Source organism: Polynucleobacter sp. MWH-HuK1, assembly GCF_018881815.1.
Taxonomy (GTDB): Bacteria; Pseudomonadota; Gammaproteobacteria; order Burkholderiales; family Burkholderiaceae; genus Polynucleobacter.
In genome coordinates this window covers 321,092-341,277 of sequence record NZ_JACVPP010000001.1, presented here as the reverse complement: position 1 = coordinate 341,277, position 20,186 = coordinate 321,092, and the positions used below count along the sequence as shown (strand labels likewise).

The following is a 20,186-nucleotide window of genomic DNA, read 5'->3' as shown; positions in this document are numbered from 1 at the left end:
TGCAGAATTAATTAACGCGCGAGTCCAGGCCTACCTAAGAACCACCACCATGCTTGATTGGAGTGTTTGAGGTTTTTCTTTAGCTCGTAATCCAAATCAGCCCATTGCTCGTTTGCGGCTTCTTCCACAATGGTTGCAGGACTTGCGGGTGGCAATTTAAGGCAAGCGTCGGCATCGCCATAGGCGTATTCAACCGTCATCCCAGCCTTTTGTGCTAAGTGCATCATTGCCTTATTGTTTGCAAGGCAGTGAACATAAAGCGTTTCAATCCGGGTATTGCGTGAGTGCACGGCAGAACGCTGCAATAGTGCTGTCCCAAGGCCCTGAGAGCGTCCATCTGGCAGTACTGACACACCAAATTCAGCGGATCGTGGTTGCCCCTTATGCTCTGGTAAGTAGGCCAAATGAGCCATGCCAATGAGCTTTAGATCCAAATCAAACACTCCGAAAATGGCATCTTTGTTGAAATCTAAGTGCTTTACATAGTGACGAATGACTTCATCAGGGGTTTGAGTCCCAAAGCGTAAGCGCCTATCTTCTTCATTTAGCTGTAGTAGATGATGCAATATCTCTTCTTTGTAGCCTGCATGAAGTTCGCGAACGGGCACAGCCTGCCCTGCCGAATATGGGCTCGCAGGTAAGTAACTATTCGCTAATTTATTGTGCATAGCAATATATTAGCAGGAATTGGAATAATTTTCAGGGTTTTCCCTAATGTGTGGCATATGCGCAATAAGGGAGTGAGTTTGGTGATCAAAAATCAACCGAATTCATTCCTTGAGGCCAAAAAAGTCTAAAAAAATAGAAATTTAAGAAAAAAGTTGAAATTTTTTTTCAAAACTAAGCCATTGTTTTTATTGGATTAATTTTTTTAATAGGAAAAAACCCTGCCTTTTTTAAGAAAAAGACTACGAAAGGTGTTGACGACCCGAAATAAGTGCGCTATAGTCTCACCTCTCTGCTGAATGTTATTTGAAATACAAAACAATTCAGCCCTCTTTAAAAATTAGTCAACCGATAATTGTGGGTACTAAGTGAAAGCATCCAGTCCTTCGGGACAGATGTAAATAAATAGTACTCATAGACAGTAAAAAGATTTGGTTTTATTACCAAGTCAATTTCTTGAATGAGTGCGACGATCCGCAAGGATCACAGGAATTGAACTGAAGAGTTTGATCCTGGCTCAGATTGAACGCTGGCGGCATGCCTTACACATGCAAGTCGAACGGCAGCACGGGTGCTTGCACCTGGTGGCGAGTGGCGAACGGGTGAGTAATACATCGGAACGTACCTTATCGTGGGGGATAACGCAGCGAAAGCTGTGCTAATACCGCATACGCCCTGAGGGGGAAAGCGGGGGATCGAAAGACCTCGCGCGATTAGAGCGGCCGATGCCTGATTAGCTTGTTGGTGGGGTAAAAGCCCACCAAGGCGACGATCAGTAGCTGGTCTGAGAGGACGATCAGCCACACTGGGACTGAGACACGGCCCAGACTCCTACGGGAGGCAGCAGTGGGGAATTTTGGACAATGGGGGAAACCCTGATCCAGCAATGCCGCGTGAGTGAAGAAGGCCTTCGGGTTGTAAAGCTCTTTTGTCAGGGAAGAAACACCGGCTCTAACACAGTCCGGGAATGACGGTACCTGAAGAATAAGCACCGGCTAACTACGTGCCAGCAGCCGCGGTAATACGTAGGGTGCGAGCGTTAATCGGAATTACTGGGCGTAAAGCGTGCGCAGGCGGTTATACAAGACAGGCGTGAAATCCCCGGGCTTAACCTGGGAATGGCGCCTGTGACTGTATGGCTAGAGTGTGTCAGAGGGGGGTAGAATTCCACGTGTAGCAGTGAAATGCGTAGATATGTGGAGGAATACCAATGGCGAAGGCAGCCCCCTGGGATAACACTGACGCTCATGCACGAAAGCGTGGGGAGCAAACAGGATTAGATACCCTGGTAGTCCACGCCCTAAACGATGCTGACTAGTTGTTCGGGATTTACATCCTGAGTAACGTAGCTAACGCGTGAAGTCAGCCGCCTGGGGAGTACGGTCGCAAGATTAAAACTCAAAGGAATTGACGGGGACCCGCACAAGCGGTGGATGATGTGGATTAATTCGATGCAACGCGAAAAACCTTACCTACCCTTGACATGTCACTAACGAAGTAGAGATACATTAGGTGCTCGTAAGAGAAAGTGAACACAGGTGCTGCATGGCTGTCGTCAGCTCGTGTCGTGAGATGTTGGGTTAAGTCCCGCAACGAGCGCAACCCTTGTCTTTAGTTGCTACGCAAGAGCACTCTAAAGAGACTGCCGGTGACAAACCGGAGGAAGGTGGGGATGACGTCAAGTCCTCATGGCCCTTATGGGTAGGGCTTCACACGTCATACAATGGTGCATACAGAGGGTTGCCAACCCGCGAGGGGGAGCTAATCTCAGAAAATGCATCGTAGTCCGGATCGTAGTCTGCAACTCGACTACGTGAAGCTGGAATCGCTAGTAATCGCGGATCAGAATGTCGCGGTGAATACGTTCCCGGGTCTTGTACACACCGCCCGTCATACCATGGGAGTGGGTTTTGCCAGAAGCCGTTAGCCTAACCGCAAGGAGGGCGACTGCCACGGCAGGGTTCATGACTGGGGTAAAGTCGTAACAAGGTAGCCGTATCGGAAGGTGCGGCTGGATCACCTCCTTTCTAGAGAAAGATGCTGGATCTATAGTGCCCACACTTATCGGTTGACAATAAAAGCCACGGGTCTGTAGCTCAGCTGGTTAGAGCACTGTGTTGATAACGCAGGGGTCGTAGGTTCAAGTCCTACCAGACCCACCACCAGCCAGAAACAAACTTAGTGGACGTTGGGGGATTAGCTCAGCTGGGAGAGCACCTGCTTTGCAAGCAGGGGGTCGTCGGTTCGATCCCGTCATCCTCCACCAACTTATAAATGTCAAAACTAAGCGATTTAATAATTGTTTAGTTTTGCCATTTATGGCTGTTCTTTAAAAATTTGAGTAAGCAAAGTGTCAAACGTATCTTTGAGAGTGCGTTTGACAATGTAATAAGGGTAAAGATTGAATCATCAATCAGTAATATCAAACGAGTTTTATAAAGTTCTTAAATAGTACTTAAAGTTTGGATTACGGCAAACATGTCAGAAGTAGAAGTAAACCTGTAACAGGTACTAGCAATGGTGCTCGTTATAGGATCAAGTGAATAAGTGCACATGATGGATGCCTTGGCGATTACAGGCGACGAAAGACGTTATAACCTGCGATAAGCCCCGGGGAGCTGGTAAATAAGCTTTGATCCGGGGATTTCTGAATGGGGAAACCCACCACTTTTGTGGTATCCATACCTGAATACATAGGGTATGAGAAGCGAACCTCGTGAACTGAAACATCTAAGTAGCGAGAGGAAAAGACATCAACCGAGATTCCCAAAGTAGTGGCGAGCGAAATGGGAAGAGCCTTCTAGTGATAGCTCAGTAATTAACAGAATGGAATGGAAAGTCCAACAATAAAGGGTGATAGTCCCGTATGTGAAAATTATTGGGTGGTACTAGGCTAGAGACAAGTAGGGCGGGACACGTGAAATCCTGTCTGAATATGGGGGGACCATCCTCCAAGGCTAAATACTCGTAATCGACCGATAGTGAACAAGTACCGTGAGGGAAAGGCGAAAAGAACCCCGGGAGGGGAGTGAAATAGATCCTGAAATTGTGTGCATACAAACAGTAGGAGCCTCGTAAGGGGTGACTGCGTACCTTTTGTATAATGGGTCAGCGACTTACATTCAGTAGCAAGCTTAACCGAATAGGGAAGGCGTAGCGAAAGCGAGTCCGAATAGGGCGCTAGTTGCTGGGTGTAGACCCGAAACCAGTTGATCTATCCATGGCCAGGTTGAAGGTGCGGTAACACGTACTGGAGGACCGAACCCACTAACGTTGAAAAGTTAGGGGATGAGCTGTGGATAGGGGTGAAAGGCTAAACAAAACTGGAAATAGCTGGTTCTCTCCGAAAACTATTTAGGTAGTGCCTCGTGTATCACCGTAGGGGGTAGAGCACTGTCATGGTAGTGGGGTCCATTGCGGATTACTGCGCCATAGCAAACTCCGAATACCTACGAGTGCGAGCACGGGAGACAGACATCGGGTGCTAACGTCCGGTGTCAAGAGGGAAACAACCCAGACCGCCAGCTAAGGTCCCTAATATATGCTAAGTGGGAAACGAAGTGGGAAGGCTAAAACAGTCAGGAGGTTGGCTTAGAAGCAGCCATCCTTTAAAGAAAGCGTAATAGCTCACTGATCGAGTCGTCCTGCGCGGAAGATGTAACGGGGCTAAGCATATAACCGAAGCTGCGGATCACAGCAATGTGATGGTAGGAGAGCGTTCTGTAAGCCTGTGAAGGTGTCTTGTAAAGGATGCTGGAGGTATCAGAAGTGCGAATGCTGACATGAGTAGCGATAAAGGGGGTGAAAAGCCCCCTCGCCGTAAGCCCAAGGTTTCCTGTTCAACGTTCATCGGAACAGGGTGAGTCGGCCCCTAAGGCGAGGCAGAGATGCGTAGCTGATGGGAACAAGGTTAATATTCCTTGACCATTGTTAGATGCGATGGGGGGACGGATCGCGGAAAGTTGTCCGGGTGTTGGATGTCCCGGTTCTTGCGTTGGAGATGGCTATTAGGTAAATCCGGTAGCGTAATTCAAGGGCGTGAGACGAGCGAATTTATTCGCGAAGCAATTGGAAGTGGTTCCAAGAAAAGCCTCTAAGCTTCAGTCTAACAAGACCGTACCGCAAACCGACACAGGTGGGCGAGATGAGTATTCTAAGGCGCTTGAGAGAACTCAGGAGAAGGAACTCGGCAAATTTGCACCGTAACTTCGGGATAAGGTGCGCCCTTGTAGTTTGACCATGAACAATGGAAGGACGAAAGGGTTGCAATAAAAAGGTGGCTGCGACTGTTTAATAAAAACACAGCACTCTGCAAACACGAAAGTGGACGTATAGGGTGTGACGCCTGCCCGGTGCTGGAAGATTAAATGATGGGGTGCAAGCTCTTGATTGAAGTCCCAGTAAACGGCGGCCGTAACTATAACGGTCCTAAGGTAGCGAAATTCCTTGTCGGGTAAGTTCCGACCTGCACGAATGGCGTAACGATGGCCACACTGTCTCCTCCTGAGACTCAGCGAAGTTGAAATGTTTGTGATGATGCAATCTACCCGTGGCTAGACGGAAAGACCCCATGAACCTTTACTGTAGCTTTGCATTGGACTTTGAACCGGTCTGTGTAGGATAGGTGGGAGGCGTTGATAGCAGGATGCTAGTTCTGCTGGAGCCAACCTTGAAATACCACCCTGATTTGTTTGAGGTTCTAACCTTGGCCCGTTATCCGGGTCGGGAACAGTGCATGGTAGGCAGTTTGACTGGGGCGGTCTCCTCCCAAAGTGTAACGGAGGAGTACGAAGGTACGCTTGGTACGGTCGGACATCGTACCTAAAGTGCAATGGCAAAAGCGTGCTTAACTGCGAGACCGACAAGTCGAGCAGGTGCGAAAGCAGGTCATAGTGATCCGGTGGTTCTGTATGGAAGGGCCATCGCTCAACGGATAAAAGGTACTCTGGGGATAACAGGCTGATACCGCCCAAGAGTTCATATCGACGGCGGTGTTTGGCACCTCGATGTCGGCTCATCTCATCCTGGGGCTGTAGCCGGTCCCAAGGGTATGGCTGTTCGCCATTTAAAGAGGTACGTGAGCTGGGTTTAAAACGTCGTGAGACAGTTTGGTCCCTATCTGCCATGGGCGTTGGAGATTTGACGGGGGCTGCTCCTAGTACGAGAGGACCGGAGTGGACGTACCGCTGGTGTACCTGTTGTTTCGCCAGAAGCATCGCAGGGTAGCTATGTACGGAAGAGATAACCGCTGAAAGCATCTAAGCGGGAAACTTGCCTGAAGATGAGATCTCCCGTAGGTTTAACCTACATAAAGGGTCGTTGAAGACCACAACGTTGATAGGTCGGGTGTGGAAGCGCAGTAATGCGTTAAGCTAACCGATACTAATTGCCCGTTAGGCTTGATCCTATAACCAGCACTATTGTGTTGGATGTTTGCCAGATTTAATCTGCATCCTTAATACATGCTTACTCAAATAGAGTTGTTGGTGAATTATCAGCAACTCAACCCTCTACGCCCGGTGACCATAGCGAATTGGAACCACTCCTTCCCATCCCGAACAGGACAGTGAAACGATTCTACGCCGATGATAGTGCGGATTACCCGTGTGAAAGTAGGTAACTGCCGGGCACCAATGCGACGCCCAGACCCTCTTAGGTCTGGGCGTTTTTACTTGTGCAAAGCGTTAGAGTGATTGACAGAAACTTCATTTGGAGTCAGAATATTGGGTTCGCGGAGGGGTGTCCGAGCGGCTAAAGGAGGCAGACTGTAAATCTGTTGGCTACGCCTACGTAGGTTCGAATCCTACCCCCTCCACCAGATGTGCGGGATTAGTTTAATGGTAAAACAGCAGATTTCCAATCTTCGGTCAAGAGTTCGATTCTCTTATCCCGCTCCAGAATTTGTTGCATTAGATTACGCCCATGTGGCTCAGTGGTAGAGCACTCCCTTGGTAAGGGAGAGGTCGGCAGTTCGATCCTGCCCATGGGCACCATGTATGGTTTTATTAATTGTGTATTTCGTGTTTGGTTTAAGAGTTAACTAAAGGCAGATTAAAAATGGCAAAAGAAAAATTCGAGCGGACAAAACCGCACGTAAACGTAGGCACCATCGGTCACGTTGACCACGGTAAAACCACATTGACAGCAGCAATCGCAACCGTGCTATCTAAAGCATTTGGTGGCGAAGCAAAGGCATACGATCAGATCGATGCTGCTCCAGAAGAAAAAGCACGTGGTATTACGATTAATACAGCGCACGTTGAGTACGAGACTGCTGGTCGACACTACGCTCACGTGGATTGCCCAGGACATGCTGACTACGTTAAGAACATGATTACTGGTGCTGCTCAGATGGACGGCGCAATTTTAGTTTGCTCTGCTGCTGACGGTCCAATGCCACAAACTCGCGAACACATCCTCTTGGCTCGCCAAGTTGGTGTTCCTTACATCGTCGTTTTCTTGAACAAGTGCGACATGGTTGATGACGCTGAGTTGTTAGAGTTAGTTGAAATGGAAGTTCGTGAGCTTCTATCTAAGTACAACTTCCCAGGCGATGACACACCAATCATCCGCGGTTCTGCTAAGTTGGCTTTAGAGGGCGACGAAGGCCCATTGGGTAAAGAAGCCATCATGAAATTGGCTGAAGCCCTTGACTCATACATCCCAACTCCAGAGCGTGCTGTTGACGGCGCGTTCTTGATGCCAGTAGAAGACGTGTTCTCTATCTCCGGTCGCGGTACTGTTGTAACAGGCCGTATTGAGCGCGGCATCATCAAGGTTGGTGAAGAGATTGAAATCATCGGTATCAAACCAACACTCAAGACTACTTGTACTGGTGTTGAAATGTTCCGCAAATTGCTCGACCAAGGTCAAGCAGGCGATAACGTTGGTATCTTGTTACGCGGTACAAAACGTGAAGAAGTTGAGCGCGGCCAAGTATTGGCTAAGCCAGGTTCAATCACTCCACATACTCACTTTACAGCCGAGGTTTACATCTTGGGTAAAGATGAAGGTGGCCGTCACACTCCATTCTTTAACAACTATCGTCCACAGTTCTACTTCCGTACTACGGACGTCACTGGTTCAATCGAGTTGCCAAAAGACAAAGAAATGGTGATGCCTGGTGATAACGTCACGATTACCGTAAAACTCATCGCTCCTATCGCGATGGAAGAGGGTTTACGTTTTGCGATCCGTGAAGGTGGCCGTACTGTTGGCGCCGGCGTGGTTGCAAAGATTTTGGCTTAAGTTTTTTATAAAGGGGTGTAGCTCAATTGGCAGAGCGTTGGTCTCCAAAACCAAAGGTTGGGGGTTCGATGCCCTCCGCCCCTGCCACGATTTGAACTGAAAGCAATATGTCTCAACAAACAGCAAGTCAATCTGAAGAAAAAAGCAGCTGGGTCTCTGGACTCGCCGCTTTAATCGTTGTCGCCGTGTTAGTGCTCTACTACACGCTGGCTGACCAGTCTATGTTGGTTCGTCTCGCTGTTTTGTTTGGCGGCATTGCTGCTGCAGTTGTAATTGTGGCGATTTCACCAGATGGGCGTCGTTTTATTGCCTATGCAAAAGATTCTTGGTATGAAGTAAAAAAGGTTGTTTGGCCAACTCGTAAAGAGACCACCCAAATGACTCTAGTCGTATTTGGCTTTGTTCTGATCATGTCCTTATTTTTATGGATTGCAGACAAATTAATTGAATGGCTAGTTTTTTCAGTCTTTTTAGGCTGGAAGTGAGTAAGAAAAAATGACTGATTCTGAAGTAGCGGCAAATCCTCAAGCCACCGGTAATATGCGCTGGTATGTAATCCATGCTTATTCTGGAATGGAAAAAAGCGTGAAAAGAGGTCTCGAAGAGCGTATTGCACGTTCTGGCATGCCCGAGAAATTTGGTCGCATTTTGGTCCCTTCCGAAGAAGTGGTTGAAGTGAAATCTGGCTCTAAATCTGTAACCGAGCGCCGCTTCTTCCCTGGATACGTACTGATTGAAATGGAAATGACCGACGAAAGCTGGCATTTGGTCAAAAATACGCCAAAAGTAACAGGTTTCGTGGGCGGCGTTCGTAATCGCCCAAGCCCAATTTCGACAGCGGAAGTCACCAAAATCATGGATCAAATGCAGGCTGGGGTTGATAAGCCTAAGCCTAAGACCCTATTTGAGGTTGGTGAGATTGTGCGTGTTAAAGAAGGCCCATTTGTTGATTTCAACGGAAATATTGAAGAAGTCAATTATGAGAAGTCAAGATTACGCGTTTCTGTTACAATCTTTGGCCGCGGTACCCCGGTTGAGCTGGAGTTCGGTCAAGTAGAAAAGATGTAAAAACAAGGACTTAATCCAGTTTAGCAGCGTAGCAGTTTGTAGTTTTAGATGGTTATTTCGTTTTTGTATTTAACCGAGGAGCGGAGCTAGAAAGCCAAAAACTAGCGAAGCGTTTACTCAACAGCGGTCTTTCCTAATGAGGCAAGGCGCGCTTTAAGGAGCAACACATGGCAAAGAAGATTATTGGCTTTATTAAGCTGCAGATCCCTGCGGGTAAAGCAAATCCATCACCACCCGTAGGTCCAGCATTGGGTCAGCGCGGTCTTAACATTATGGAATTCTGTAAGGCGTTTAATGCTCAAACTCAGAGCATGGAACCTGGCCTGCCAATTCCAGTCGTGATTACAGCGTTTGCTGATAAGAGCTTCACGTTCATCATGAAGACTCCTCCAGCAACTATCATGATCAAAAAGGCTGCAAAGATTGACAAAGGATCACCACGTCCGCATACCGATAAGGTGGGTTCAATTACTCGTGCTCAAGCGGAAGAAATCGCTAAAGCAAAAATGCCAGATTTGACAGCGGCCGATATGGATGCAGCTGTTAGAACTATCGCTGGTAGCGCCCGTTCCATGGGCATCACTGTGGAAGGTCTCTAATCATGACTAAATTATCTAAACGCGTAAAAGCAATTCAATCTAAAGTTGATCGCAATAAGTTCTATTCATTAGATGATGCATTGAACCTCGTTAAAGAGTGTGCAACCGCTAAGTTTGATGAGTCTATCGACGTTGCTGTTCAGTTAGGCATTGATGCCAAAAAATCTGATCAAGTTGTGCGTGGCGCAGTGGTGCTCCCAGCTGGAACAGGTAAGCATGTTCGTGTAGCTGTTTTTGCACAAGGCGAGAAGGCTGAGCAAGCTAAAGCTGCTGGTGCTGAAATCGTTGGCATGGAAGATTTGGCTGATCAAATTAAGAGCGGAAAAATTGACTTTGACGTATTAATTGCATCCCCTGACACAATGAAGATTGTTGGTACTTTAGGCCAAGTATTGGGTCCACGTGGTTTGATGCCGAATCCAAAAGTGGGAACAGTTACACCTGACGTTGCTACTGCAGTGAAGAATGCGAAAGCTGGTCAAGTTCAGTTCCGTGTGGACAAAGCCGGTATCGTGCACGCAAGCATTGGCCGTCGTTCATTCGAACCAACTGCATTGAAATCCAACTTGCTCGCATTGCTTGAGGCTTTGAATAAAGCAAAACCTCCTGCATCTAAGGGTGTTTATTTGAAGAAGGTTGCCGTAAGTAGCACCATGGGTGCAGGCGTACGTGTAGACCAAGCATCGTTACAGGCAGCAGCTTAATAGCCTGTAACAAAAAGAACTTTGGGTCGACTTTTGTCTATATGGAAAAGTCGAACATCAAAGACCGTTGGTGAATTAGTTGCTAGCAAAGAGTTAATTCTTAATCGTTACGAAAGTAATAACCAGCGCAGATGGCGACCCTGAAAAGATACTCACAAGATTCTTGTGATGAAACGATCAGACGCTGGTGTGTAACCCCAACTGGAAACAGTTGGTTTTTATGGAGTTAAACCGTGCCTTTGAATGTACAAGACAAAAAAGCGATTGTTGCTGATGTCGGCGCTCAATTGGCTGGAGCCCAAACTGTCGTGCTCGCTGAATACCGTGGTATTCCAGTAGAGCAGTTGACAAAGCTACGTGCAAGCGCACGTGACCAAGGTGTATATCTTCGCGTTTTGAAGAACACATTGGCACGCCGTGCTGCACAAGGCACACAGTTTGAGCCTCTTGCTGATTCGATGGTTGGTCCCTTGATTTACGGCATCTCTGCTGATCCGATTGCTTCGGCAAAAGTATTACAGAACTTTGCTAAGACTCAAGACAAGCTAGTCATTACTGCTGGCTTATATAACGGCAAGTTGTTAGACGTTGCAGGTGTAAAAGCCCTCGCAACAATTCCAAGCCGCGAAGAGTTGTTATCGAAATTGTTGGGTGTTATGCAAGCCCCAGTTTCCGCAATGGCTCGCGTGTTGGGCGCAGTAGCAGCGCAAAAAGCAGCTGGAGCGCCTGCTCCGGTAGCCGCAGCACCTGTAACAGAAGCAGCCCCAGCAGCAGTAGCCGCTGAAGCTGCACCTGAAGCAACTGCTGAGCCTGCAGCTGCAGCTCCAGAAGCTGGAACAGAAGCAAACGAAACCCCTGCCGCTGAATAAGCGACAGATTAACTATTTAAGCATTAGGAGCTAAACATGGCGATTACTAAAGAAGAAATCATTGAAGCAGTAGGTAGCATGTCTGTTATGGATTTGAACGACTTGGTTAAGGCGTTCGAAGAGAAGTTTGGTGTTTCAGCTGCAGCTATGGCTGTTGCTGGTCCTGCTGGTGGTGGCGATGCTGCTGGTGGTGGCGCAGAGCAAACAGAATTCACTGTTAACTTGCTCGAAGCTGGCGCAAATAAAGTTTCAGTAATTAAGGCGGTTCGCGAAATTACTGGCCTTGGTTTGAAAGAAGCTAAAGATTTGGTTGACGGTGCACCGAAGCCAATTAAAGAAGGCGTTGACAAGAAGACTGCTGAAGAAGCTAAGAAGAAGCTTGAAGAAGCTGGCGCTAAGGCGGAACTCAAGTAATACAAACTCAGCTGGCGCCTCTCACAAAGGGGCGTTAGCCATGTTGGGTTTGACCTCTAGAGGTCAAACCCGATTTCATTTCTGATTGAAATCGGGTTTGCCTTCTGATACGACTGCAGAATGCAAGTTTGGTCGGACACTAGATCGAAACGGTTTAGTGTTGTCCGCCAGTGATTGGTAGTGGCCAATCGCCAAATCTTTGTACAGTCGCTGAATTCGGAGATGAAATGAACTATAGCTTCACCGAACGCAAGCGAGTCCGTAAAAGCTTTGCTAAGCGAGTAAACAACCACCAGGTTCCATACCTGATCGCAACGCAGCTGGAATCCTACGCTAAATTTTTACAAGCTGATAAGCCAGCGACTTCTCGTATTAACGAGGGTCTTCAGGCTGCCTTTACATCAGCATTCCCAATTGTGTCTAACAATGGCTATGCACGTATGGAATACGTGTCTTACCAGTTATCACAGCCACCGTTTGACGTTAAAGAATGTCAACAACGTGGTTACACATACCACTCAGCCTTACGCGCTAAAGTCCGCTTGATTATTTATGATCGCGAGGCGCCTACTAAGGTTAAAGAGGTAAAAGAGAGCGAAGTCTATATGGGTGAAATTCCACTCATGACAGAAAATGGCTCTTTTGTGATCAATGGTACTGAGCGCGTGATCGTTTCTCAGTTGCACCGTTCTCCAGGCGTGTTCTTCGAACACGATAAGGGTAAGACACACAGCTCAGGTAAGTTGCTGTTCTCAGCGCGCATTATTCCTTACCGTGGCTCATGGCTCGATTTCGAGTTTGACCCAAAAGACATCCTTTATTTCCGCGTTGACCGTCGTCGTAAGATGCCTGTCACCATTTTGCTCAAAGCAATTGGTTTAAATAACGAGCAGATTCTTGCGAACTTCTTCAACTTTGATCATTTCTCATTGACTGCTAATGGCGCATCAATGGAATTTGTTCCGGAGCGTTTGCGTGGTCAGTTGGCTAGCTTTGATGTGGTTGATAGGAATGGCGTTGTAGTCATTCAAAAAGACAAGCGTATTAACGCAAAACACATTCGTGAGCTTGAAGCTGCCAAGACAAAAACGATTGCTGTTCCAGATGACTACTTAGTAGGTCGTGTGGTTGCGCGTAATATCGTTGATCCAGATTCTGGTGAAATCTTGGCCTACGCTAATGATGAAATTACTGAAGAGTTGTTGGCCACATTGCGCGATGCTGGTATCAAGCAATTGGAAACCATTTACACCAACGATTTAGATTCTGGCGCATACATTTCTCAGACATTGCGTACTGACGAAACTGCTGATCAAACTGCAGCACGTATTGCCATCTACCGCATGATGCGTCCTGGTGAGCCTCCAACAGAAGATGCCGTTGAAGCCTTGTTCCAGCGCTTGTTCTATAGCGAAGATACTTACGATTTATCTCGTGTTGGCCGTATGAAGGTCAACAGCCGTCTTGGACGTTCCGAGATGGAGGGCCCAATGGTTCTGTCGAACGAGGATATTCTCGACACTATTAAATCCCTCGTAGATTTGCGTAACGGCAAAGGCGAAGTAGATGATATCGATCACTTAGGTAATCGACGTGTGCGTTGCGTTGGCGAATTGGCTGAAAATCAATTCCGTGCTGGTTTGTCACGTGTTGAGCGTGCGGTTAAAGAACGTCTTGGTCAAGCCGAAACGGAAAACCTTATGCCGCACGACTTGATTAACAGCAAGCCAATCTCTTCTGCAATTCGTGAGTTCTTCGGTTCTTCACAGTTGTCCCAGTTTATGGATCAAACCAATCCACTCTCAGAGATCACGCACAAGCGTCGTATCTCTGCATTGGGACCTGGTGGTTTGACACGCGAACGCGCTGGTTTTGAAGTGCGCGACGTGCATCCAACTCACTACGGACGTGTTTGCCCAATCGAAACTCCAGAAGGACCAAACATTGGTTTGATCAACTCACTCGCATTGTTTGCGCGTTTGAATGAGCATGGTTTCCTTGAGACTCCATACCGTAAGGTTTCCAATAGCAAGGTAAGCGATGAAGTGGTTTATCTCTCTGCGATTGAAGAAGCGAAGTATGTGATTGCTCAGGCGAACGCAACAATCGACAAGAACGGCAAGTTGGCTGACGAATTGGTTTCTGCTCGTCAAGCTGGTGAGACCATGATGGTTAGCCCAGAGCGTATCGATTTCATCGACGTTGCTCCGAGCCAGATCGTTTCTGCTGCTGCTTCACTCGTTCCATTTTTGGAGCACGATGATGCGAACCGTGCGTTGATGGGTGCGAATATGCAGCGTCAAGCAGTTCCTTGCTTGCGTCCTGATAAGCCACTAGTTGGTACAGGTTTAGAGCGCATTGTTGCGGTTGACTCTGGCACTGTTGTATTAGCAGCGCGTGGCGGTATTGTTGATTACGTTGATGCGAATCGTGTTGTGATTCGTGTGAATGATGATGAGACTGCAGCCGGTGAAGTCGGTGTGGATATTTATAACCTCATCAAGTACACCCGTTCAAACCAAAACACTAATATCAATCAACGTCCAATCGTGAAGGTTGGTGATCGTGTAGCCCGAGGCGACGTAGTTGCTGACGGTGCATCTACCGATTTGGGTGAATTGGCTTTGGGTCAAAACATGACTGTGGCATTTATGCCATGGAACGGTTATAACTTCGAAGATTCAATCTTGATCTCTGAGAAAGTTGTTGCTGACGACCGCTACACCTCTATCCATATTGAAGAGTTGTCAGTAGTTGCACGTGATACCAAGCTTGGTTCAGAAGAAATTACACGCGATATCTCCAATTTGGCTGAGTCACAACTCTCTCGCTTGGATGAAAGCGGTATTGTTTATATCGGTGCTGAAGTTGAAGCTGGCGACGTATTGGTAGGTAAAGTAACTCCAAAGGGCGAGACAACTCTCACGCCTGAAGAGAAGCTCCTCCGCGCGATCTTCGGTGAAAAAGCATCCGACGTAAAAGATACTTCTTTGCGCGTTCCATCAGGAATGATCGGTACTGTTATCGATGTTCAAGTCTTCACCCGTGAAGGTATTGAGCGCGATGCTCGTGCACAGTCCATCATTCAGGAAGAATTGCAACGCTATCGTTTGGACTTAAATGACCAGTTGCGCATTGTTGAAGGCGATGCCTTCATGCGTTTAGAAAAACTGTTGATTGGCAAAGTTGCTAACGGCGGCCCTAAGAAATTAGCTAAAGGCACCAAGATCGACAAGGAATATCTTGCTGATTTGGACAAATACCATTGGTTCGATGTTCGTCCAGCAGATGATGAAGTTGCCTCACAAGTTGAAGCGATCAAATCTTCTATCGAAGCGAAACGTAAACAGTTTGATGAAGCCTTCGAAGAGAAGCGCACCAAGCTTACTCAGGGCGATGATTTGCAACCTGGCGTAACGAAGATGGTTAAGGTGTACTTGGCTGTTAAGCGTCGCTTGCAGCCTGGTGACAAGATGGCCGGTCGTCACGGTAACAAAGGTGTGGTTTCTAAAATCGCTCCTGCAGAAGACATGCCATTTATGGCTGACGGACGCCCTGTTGACATCGTCTTGAACCCATTGGGCGTTCCTTCCCGTATGAACGTTGGTCAGATCTTGGAAACCCACTTAGGTTGGGCTGCTCAAGGTATTGGTAAGCGTATCGATGAGATGGTTCGTCAACAAGCTAAACAAGCTGAGTTACGTAAGTTCCTCAAACAGCTTTACAACGAAACAGGTCGCATTGAAGATATCGACAATTTCACTGATGAGCAAATCACAGCATTGGCTGAGAACCTCCGCCAAGGCTTGCCATTTGCAACTCCAGTATTTGACGGTGCTACAGAGGCAGAAATCGGACGCATGCTCGAATTAGCTTATCCAGAAGAAGTGGCTACTTCTTTGAAGATGACGCCTTCACGTCAGCAAATGATTTTGTGCGATGGCCGAACTGGCGATCAGTTTGAGCGTCCAGTAACTGTTGGCGTTATGCATGTCTTGAAACTCCACCATTTGGTCGATGACAAGATGCACGCACGCTCAACCGGACCTTACTCTTTAGTAACGCAACAGCCATTGGGCGGTAAAGCTCAGTTCGGTGGTCAGCGCTTTGGTGAGATGGAAGTCTGGGCCCTCGAAGCATACGGAGCTTCATATGTCTTGCAGGAAATGCTGACAGTGAAGTCCGATGACGTCGCAGGCCGTACCAAGGTTTACGAAAACATCGTCAAGGGCGAGCACACGATTGATGCTGGCATGCCCGAATCCTTCAACGTTCTGGTAAAAGAAATCCGTTCGTTGGGTATTGACATTGACATGGAGCGCAACTGATATGAAAGCATTGCTCGATTTATTTAAGCAAACGCAGGGTGATGAGCAGTTTGATGTCATCAAGATTGGCCTCGCATCTCCTGAGAAAATTCGCTCATGGTCTTTTGGTGAAGTACGCAAACCAGAAACTATCAACTACCGGACTTTTAAGCCCGAGCGTGATGGTTTGTTCTGCGCCAAGATTTTTGGACCAACCAAAGACTACGAGTGCTTATGTGGTAAGTACAAGCGTTTAAAGTTCCGTGGCGTTATCTGCGAGAAGTGCGGTGTTGAAGTTACTCTAGCTAAGGTACGTCGTGAGCGCATGGGCCACATTGAGTTGGCAGCCCCTGTAGCGCACATCTGGTTCTTGAAATCATTGCCATCCCGCTTGGGCATGGTTCTTGATATGACATTGCGTGATATCGAACGCGTTCTTTACTTTGAAGCATATGTAGTAGTTGATCCTGGCATGACTCCTGAAGGCGCAATGAAGCGCGGTCAGATCATGTCTGAAGACGAGTACATTGCTAAGACTGAAGAGTATGGTGACGGTGCATTTACCGCCATCATGGGCGCTGAAGGTATTCGCGATCTCTTGCGTTCGATTGATATCGATCGCGAAGTTGAGACCATTCGTGCCGACTTAAAAGCAACTGGCAGCGATGCCAAGATCAAGAAATACGCTAAGCGCTTAAAAGTGCTCGAGGCGTTCCAGACTTCAGGTATTAAGCCTGACTGGATGATCATGGAAGTGTTGCCAGTATTGCCACCTGAATTGCGCCCATTGGTGCCATTGGATGGCGGTCGCTTTGCTACCTCCGATTTGAACGACCTCTATCGTCGCGTGATTAATCGTAACAACCGTTTGAAGCGTTTGTTAGAGTTGCGCGCACCAGAGATCATCGTTCGCAACGAAAAACGTATGTTGCAAGAAGCGGTTGACTCATTGCTCGATAACGGTCGTCGCGGTAAGGCTATGACTGGCGCTAACAAGCGTCCTCTCAAGTCCTTGGCTGAGATGATTAAAGGTAAGAGCGGTCGTTTCCGTCAAAACTTGTTGGGTAAACGTGTTGACTACTCTGGTCGTTCAGTCATCGTGGTTGGTCCTACATTGAAATTGCATCAGTGCGGCTTACCAAAATTGATGGCTTTGGAGTTGTTCAAGCCATTCATTTTCAACAAGCTTGAGACTTTGGGAATTGCAACCACCATTAAGGCTGCGAAGAAAGAAGTAGAAAGCCAGACTCCAATTGTTTGGGATATTCTCGAAGAAGTAATTCGTGAACATCCAATCATGTTGAACCGTGCGCCTACATTGCACCGTCTCGGTATTCAGGCTTTTGAGCCAATGCTGATTGAAGGTAAAGCAATCCAATTGCACCCATTAGTCTGCGCGGCATTTAACGCTGACTTTGACGGCGACCAAATGGCGGTTCACGTTCCTTTGTCGCTCGAAGCGCAAATGGAAGCACGTACATTGATGTTGGCCTCAAACAACGTACTGTTCCCAGCTAACGGCGAGCCATCCATCGTTCCTTCACAGGACGTGGTGTTGGGTCTTTACTACGCTACACGTGACAAGATCAACGGTAAAGGCGAAGGCATGGTTTTCGCCAACATTACTGAAGTAGTACGTGCATATGAAGCTGGTCAAGTTGAATTGGCTTCTCGGGTTGCTGTTCGTATTACCGAGTATGAGATTGTGGACAAGAAGGCAGAAGGCGATGCCCGTTTTGCTGAGAAGACCAAGATCTATCAAACGTCAGTTGGCCGTGCAATCTTGTCTGAGATTTTGCCTAAAGGCATGTCTTTCGAGGAAATCAACAAGCCTTTAAAGAAAAAAGAAATCTCACGTTTGATCAACACATCATTCCGTAAGTGCGGATTGCGTGAAACAGTCATTTTTGCTGACCGTCTCTTGCAGTCTGGTTTCCGTTTGGCAACCAATGCTGGTATTTCTGTTGCGATCGACGATATGTTGATCCCAACATCTAAAGAGCGCATCATCACCGAAGCTTCTGCCAAGGTTAAAGAGTATGACAAGCAGTTCATGTCAGGCCTTGTAACCAATCAAGAGCGTTATAACAACGTTGTTGATATTTGGGGTGCAGCAGGTGACCAAGTTGGTAAGGCTATGATGGATGAGTTGTCACACGTTGACGTGCTCGACCGTAACGGTAAAACTGTTCGTCAAGAATCCTTCAACTCTATCTACATGATGGCGGATTCCGGTGCGCGTGGATCTGCAGCGCAGATTCGTCAGTTGGCTGGTATGCGTGGTTTGATGGCAAAGCCTGATGGCTCCATTATTGAAACTCCAATTACTGCGAACTTCCGTGAAGGCTTGAATGTGTTGCAGTACTTCATCTCAACCCACGGCGCTCGTAAAGGTCTGGCTGATACTGCGTTGAAGACGGCGAACTCTGGTTACTTGACACGTCGTTTATGCGACGTTACTCAAGATCTCGTGGTTATTGAAGAAGATTGCGGCGCAACTTCTGGTGTAACTATGAAGGCGCTTGTTGAAGGCGGCGAAATTATCGAAGCATTACGTGACCGTATTTTGGGTCGTGTATGTATCGGCGATATCGTTCACCCTGACACACAAGAAGTTATCGTTCCTAACGATACCTTGCTCGACGAAGATCATGTTGATCAAATCGTTGCATTAGGCATTGACGAAGTTAAAGTTCGCACAGTATTGTCTTGCTTAACTCGCTTTGGTTTGTGCGCTAAGTGCTACGGACGTGATCTAGGTCGCGGTGGTTTGGTAAACGTTGGTGAGGCAGTTGGCGTTATTGCTGCACAGTCTATCGGTGAGCCAGGTACACAGTTGACTATGCGTACTTTCCACATCGGTGGTGCTGCGTCACGTGCATTGGTTGCAAGCAATATTGAAGCCAAATCAAACGGCACATTGAAGTTCTCTGGCACGATGCGTGTTGTGAAGAACGCGAAGGGTGAGCAGATCGTGATTTCACGTTCTGGCGAAGCCTTGATCGTTGATGAGAATGGTCGTGAGCGTGAACGTCATAAAGTTCCTTATGGTGCAACTCTCTTGTTGAAAGAAGATGCAGCGGTTAAGGCTGGCGCAAGCTTAGCAACCTGGGATCCATTAACACGCCCGATTATTTCTGAGTACGCTGGTATCGCTCGTTTTGACAACGTCGAGGAAGGTGTAACTGTTGCTAAGCAGGTTGACGAAGTTACCGGTCTTTCCACTTTGGTGGTTATTGACGGTAAGCGTCGTTCAGCAGCAAGCAAAGGCGTTCGCCCAATGATCAACTTGGTTGATGAAAAGGGTAATGAAGTCATGATCGCTGGTACTGATCATCCAGTAAACATTGGCCTCCAAGTAGGCGCTTTGATTACTGTTAAAGATGGCCAAAAAGTCGAAGTTGGTGAAGTATTGGCACGTATTCCAATCGAATCACAGAAGACTCGCGACATTACCGGTGGTTTGCCACGCGTTGCAGAATTGTTCGAAGCGCGTTCACCAAAAGATGCCGCTGTATTGGCGAAAGTTACAGGAACAGTTTCCTTCGGTAAAGAAACCAAAGGTAAGCAACGTTTGGTTATTACCGATATGGATGGTGAAGCCAATGAATTCTTGATTCCTAAAGAGAAGCAAGTTCTCGTTCACGACGGTCAGGTTGTGAACAAGGGCGAGATGATTGTGGAAGGCCCTGCTGATCCACACGACATCTTGACTCTCAAAGGTATTGAAGAGTTGGCAATCTACATCGTTGACGAAGTTCAAGACGTTTATCGTCTCCAGGGTGTGAAGATTAACGACAAGCACATTGAAGTTATCGTGCGTCAGATGTTGCGTCGTGTTCAGGTAACTGATCCAGGCGATACATCCTTCATTACCGGTGAGCAAGTTGAGCGTTCTAAGTTGTATGACGCTAACGATGCTGTGATCGCCCAAGGTAAGCACCCAGCTCAGTTCGATAACGTGTTGCTAGGTATTACTAAGGCATCTTTGTCGACCGACAGCTTCATTTCAGCGGCTTCTTTCCAAGAAACCACCCGTGTATTGACCGAAGCCGCAATTATGGGCAAGACCGATACACTCCGTGGCCTCAAGGAAAACGTCATTATTGGTCGTCTCATCCCTGCTGGTACCGGCTTGTCTTACCGCCGTGCACGCAAGGTCAGGGAGCAATTTGAGCGTGACCGCGCTCAAATGATTGCCGCCGAAGAGGAAGCAATGGCCAATATGCCTTTAGAAATCGAGGCTGAAGTCGTTGCTCCTACTGGGGAGGCTGATCCAAGCTAATTTGGTAATTCTGGCCAGAAATGGCC

Annotated in this window: 9 protein-coding genes, 6 tRNA genes, 3 rRNA genes and 1 pseudogene; 18 read left to right on the top strand and 1 reads right to left on the bottom strand. The window is 47.5% G+C overall.

Annotated features, from left to right (window positions below; translation table 11 throughout):
* Window positions 1-11 precede the first annotated feature (11 nt).
* Window positions 12-668, bottom strand: a complete 657-nt coding sequence (locus ICE93_RS01765; RefSeq protein ID WP_216184915.1) for a GNAT family N-acetyltransferase — start codon at window positions 666-668, stop codon at window positions 12-14.
* 492 nt (window positions 669-1,160) lie between these two features.
* Between ICE93_RS01765 and ICE93_RS01760 the strand changes: the two genes are divergently transcribed.
* The 18 genes and pseudogenes from ICE93_RS01760 to rpoC all read left to right on the top strand — a co-directional run bounded on the left by ICE93_RS01760 (window position 1,161) and on the right by rpoC (window position 20,160).
* Window positions 1,161-2,693 (top strand): 16S ribosomal RNA (locus ICE93_RS01760).
* 58 nt (window positions 2,694-2,751) lie between these two features.
* Window positions 2,752-2,828 (top strand) — tRNA-Ile (locus tag ICE93_RS01755).
* A 28-nt stretch (window positions 2,829-2,856) separates the two neighbouring features.
* Window positions 2,857-2,932 (top strand) — tRNA-Ala (locus ICE93_RS01750).
* A 267-nt stretch (window positions 2,933-3,199) separates the two neighbouring features.
* Window positions 3,200-6,073, top strand: a 23S ribosomal RNA gene (locus tag ICE93_RS01745).
* 108 nt (window positions 6,074-6,181) lie between these two features.
* Window positions 6,182-6,295, top strand: a 5S ribosomal RNA gene (gene rrf / locus ICE93_RS01740).
* The 16S, 23S and 5S rRNA genes sit together here with 5 tRNA genes alongside, the layout of an rRNA operon.
* Before the next feature lie 104 nt (window positions 6,296-6,399).
* Window positions 6,400-6,484, top strand: a tRNA-Tyr gene (locus tag ICE93_RS01735).
* A gap of 5 nt (window positions 6,485-6,489) precedes the next feature.
* Window positions 6,490-6,563, top strand: a tRNA-Gly gene (locus tag ICE93_RS01730).
* Between the two features lie 21 nt (window positions 6,564-6,584).
* Window positions 6,585-6,659, top strand: a tRNA-Thr gene (locus tag ICE93_RS01725).
* A gap of 64 nt (window positions 6,660-6,723) precedes the next feature.
* Window positions 6,724-7,914 carry an elongation factor Tu gene (gene tuf, locus ICE93_RS01720; protein ID WP_216184887.1) on the top strand — a complete coding sequence of 397 codons (1,191 nt, stop codon included), beginning with the start codon at window positions 6,724-6,726 and terminating at the stop codon, window positions 7,912-7,914.
* 11 nt (window positions 7,915-7,925) lie between these two features.
* Window positions 7,926-8,001 (top strand) — tRNA-Trp (locus tag ICE93_RS01715).
* 20 nt (window positions 8,002-8,021) lie between these two features.
* The gene (gene secE / locus ICE93_RS01710) at window positions 8,022-8,399 is read left to right on the top strand and encodes a preprotein translocase subunit SecE (RefSeq protein WP_216184912.1); all 378 of its coding nucleotides are present in this window, start codon (window positions 8,022-8,024) and stop codon (window positions 8,397-8,399) included.
* Between the two features lie 10 nt (window positions 8,400-8,409).
* Window positions 8,410-8,982, top strand: coding sequence for a transcription termination/antitermination protein NusG (gene nusG, locus ICE93_RS01705; protein ID WP_216184909.1), 573 nt, complete (start codon window positions 8,410-8,412; stop codon window positions 8,980-8,982).
* A gap of 167 nt (window positions 8,983-9,149) precedes the next feature.
* On the top strand, window positions 9,150-9,581 hold the full coding sequence (gene rplK / locus ICE93_RS01700) for a 50S ribosomal protein L11 (RefSeq protein WP_216184906.1): 432 nt from the start codon (window positions 9,150-9,152) through the stop codon (window positions 9,579-9,581).
* A gap of 2 nt (window positions 9,582-9,583) precedes the next feature.
* A complete protein-coding gene (rplA, locus tag ICE93_RS01695) occupies window positions 9,584-10,285 on the top strand; it encodes a 50S ribosomal protein L1 (RefSeq protein ID WP_216184903.1) in 702 nt (233 codons plus the stop codon).
* A 233-nt stretch (window positions 10,286-10,518) separates the two neighbouring features.
* Window positions 10,519-11,028 (top strand): annotated as a pseudogene (rplJ, locus tag ICE93_RS01690) (50S ribosomal protein L10); the annotation flags it as partial.
* Window positions 11,029-11,190: 162 nt separating this feature from the next.
* A complete protein-coding gene (rplL, locus tag ICE93_RS01685; RefSeq protein WP_216184897.1) occupies window positions 11,191-11,568 on the top strand; it encodes a 50S ribosomal protein L7/L12 in 378 nt (125 codons plus the stop codon).
* 227 nt (window positions 11,569-11,795) lie between these two features.
* Window positions 11,796-15,896 (top strand): DNA-directed RNA polymerase subunit beta, encoded by a 4,101-nt coding sequence (gene rpoB / locus ICE93_RS01680; protein WP_216184894.1) that lies wholly within the window; start codon window positions 11,796-11,798, stop codon window positions 15,894-15,896.
* A 1-nt stretch (window position 15,897) separates the two neighbouring features.
* Entirely contained in the window at window positions 15,898-20,160 is a 4,263-nt protein-coding gene (gene rpoC, locus ICE93_RS01675) for a DNA-directed RNA polymerase subunit beta' (RefSeq protein ID WP_216184892.1), read from the top strand.
* Window positions 20,161-20,186 lie beyond the last annotated feature (26 nt).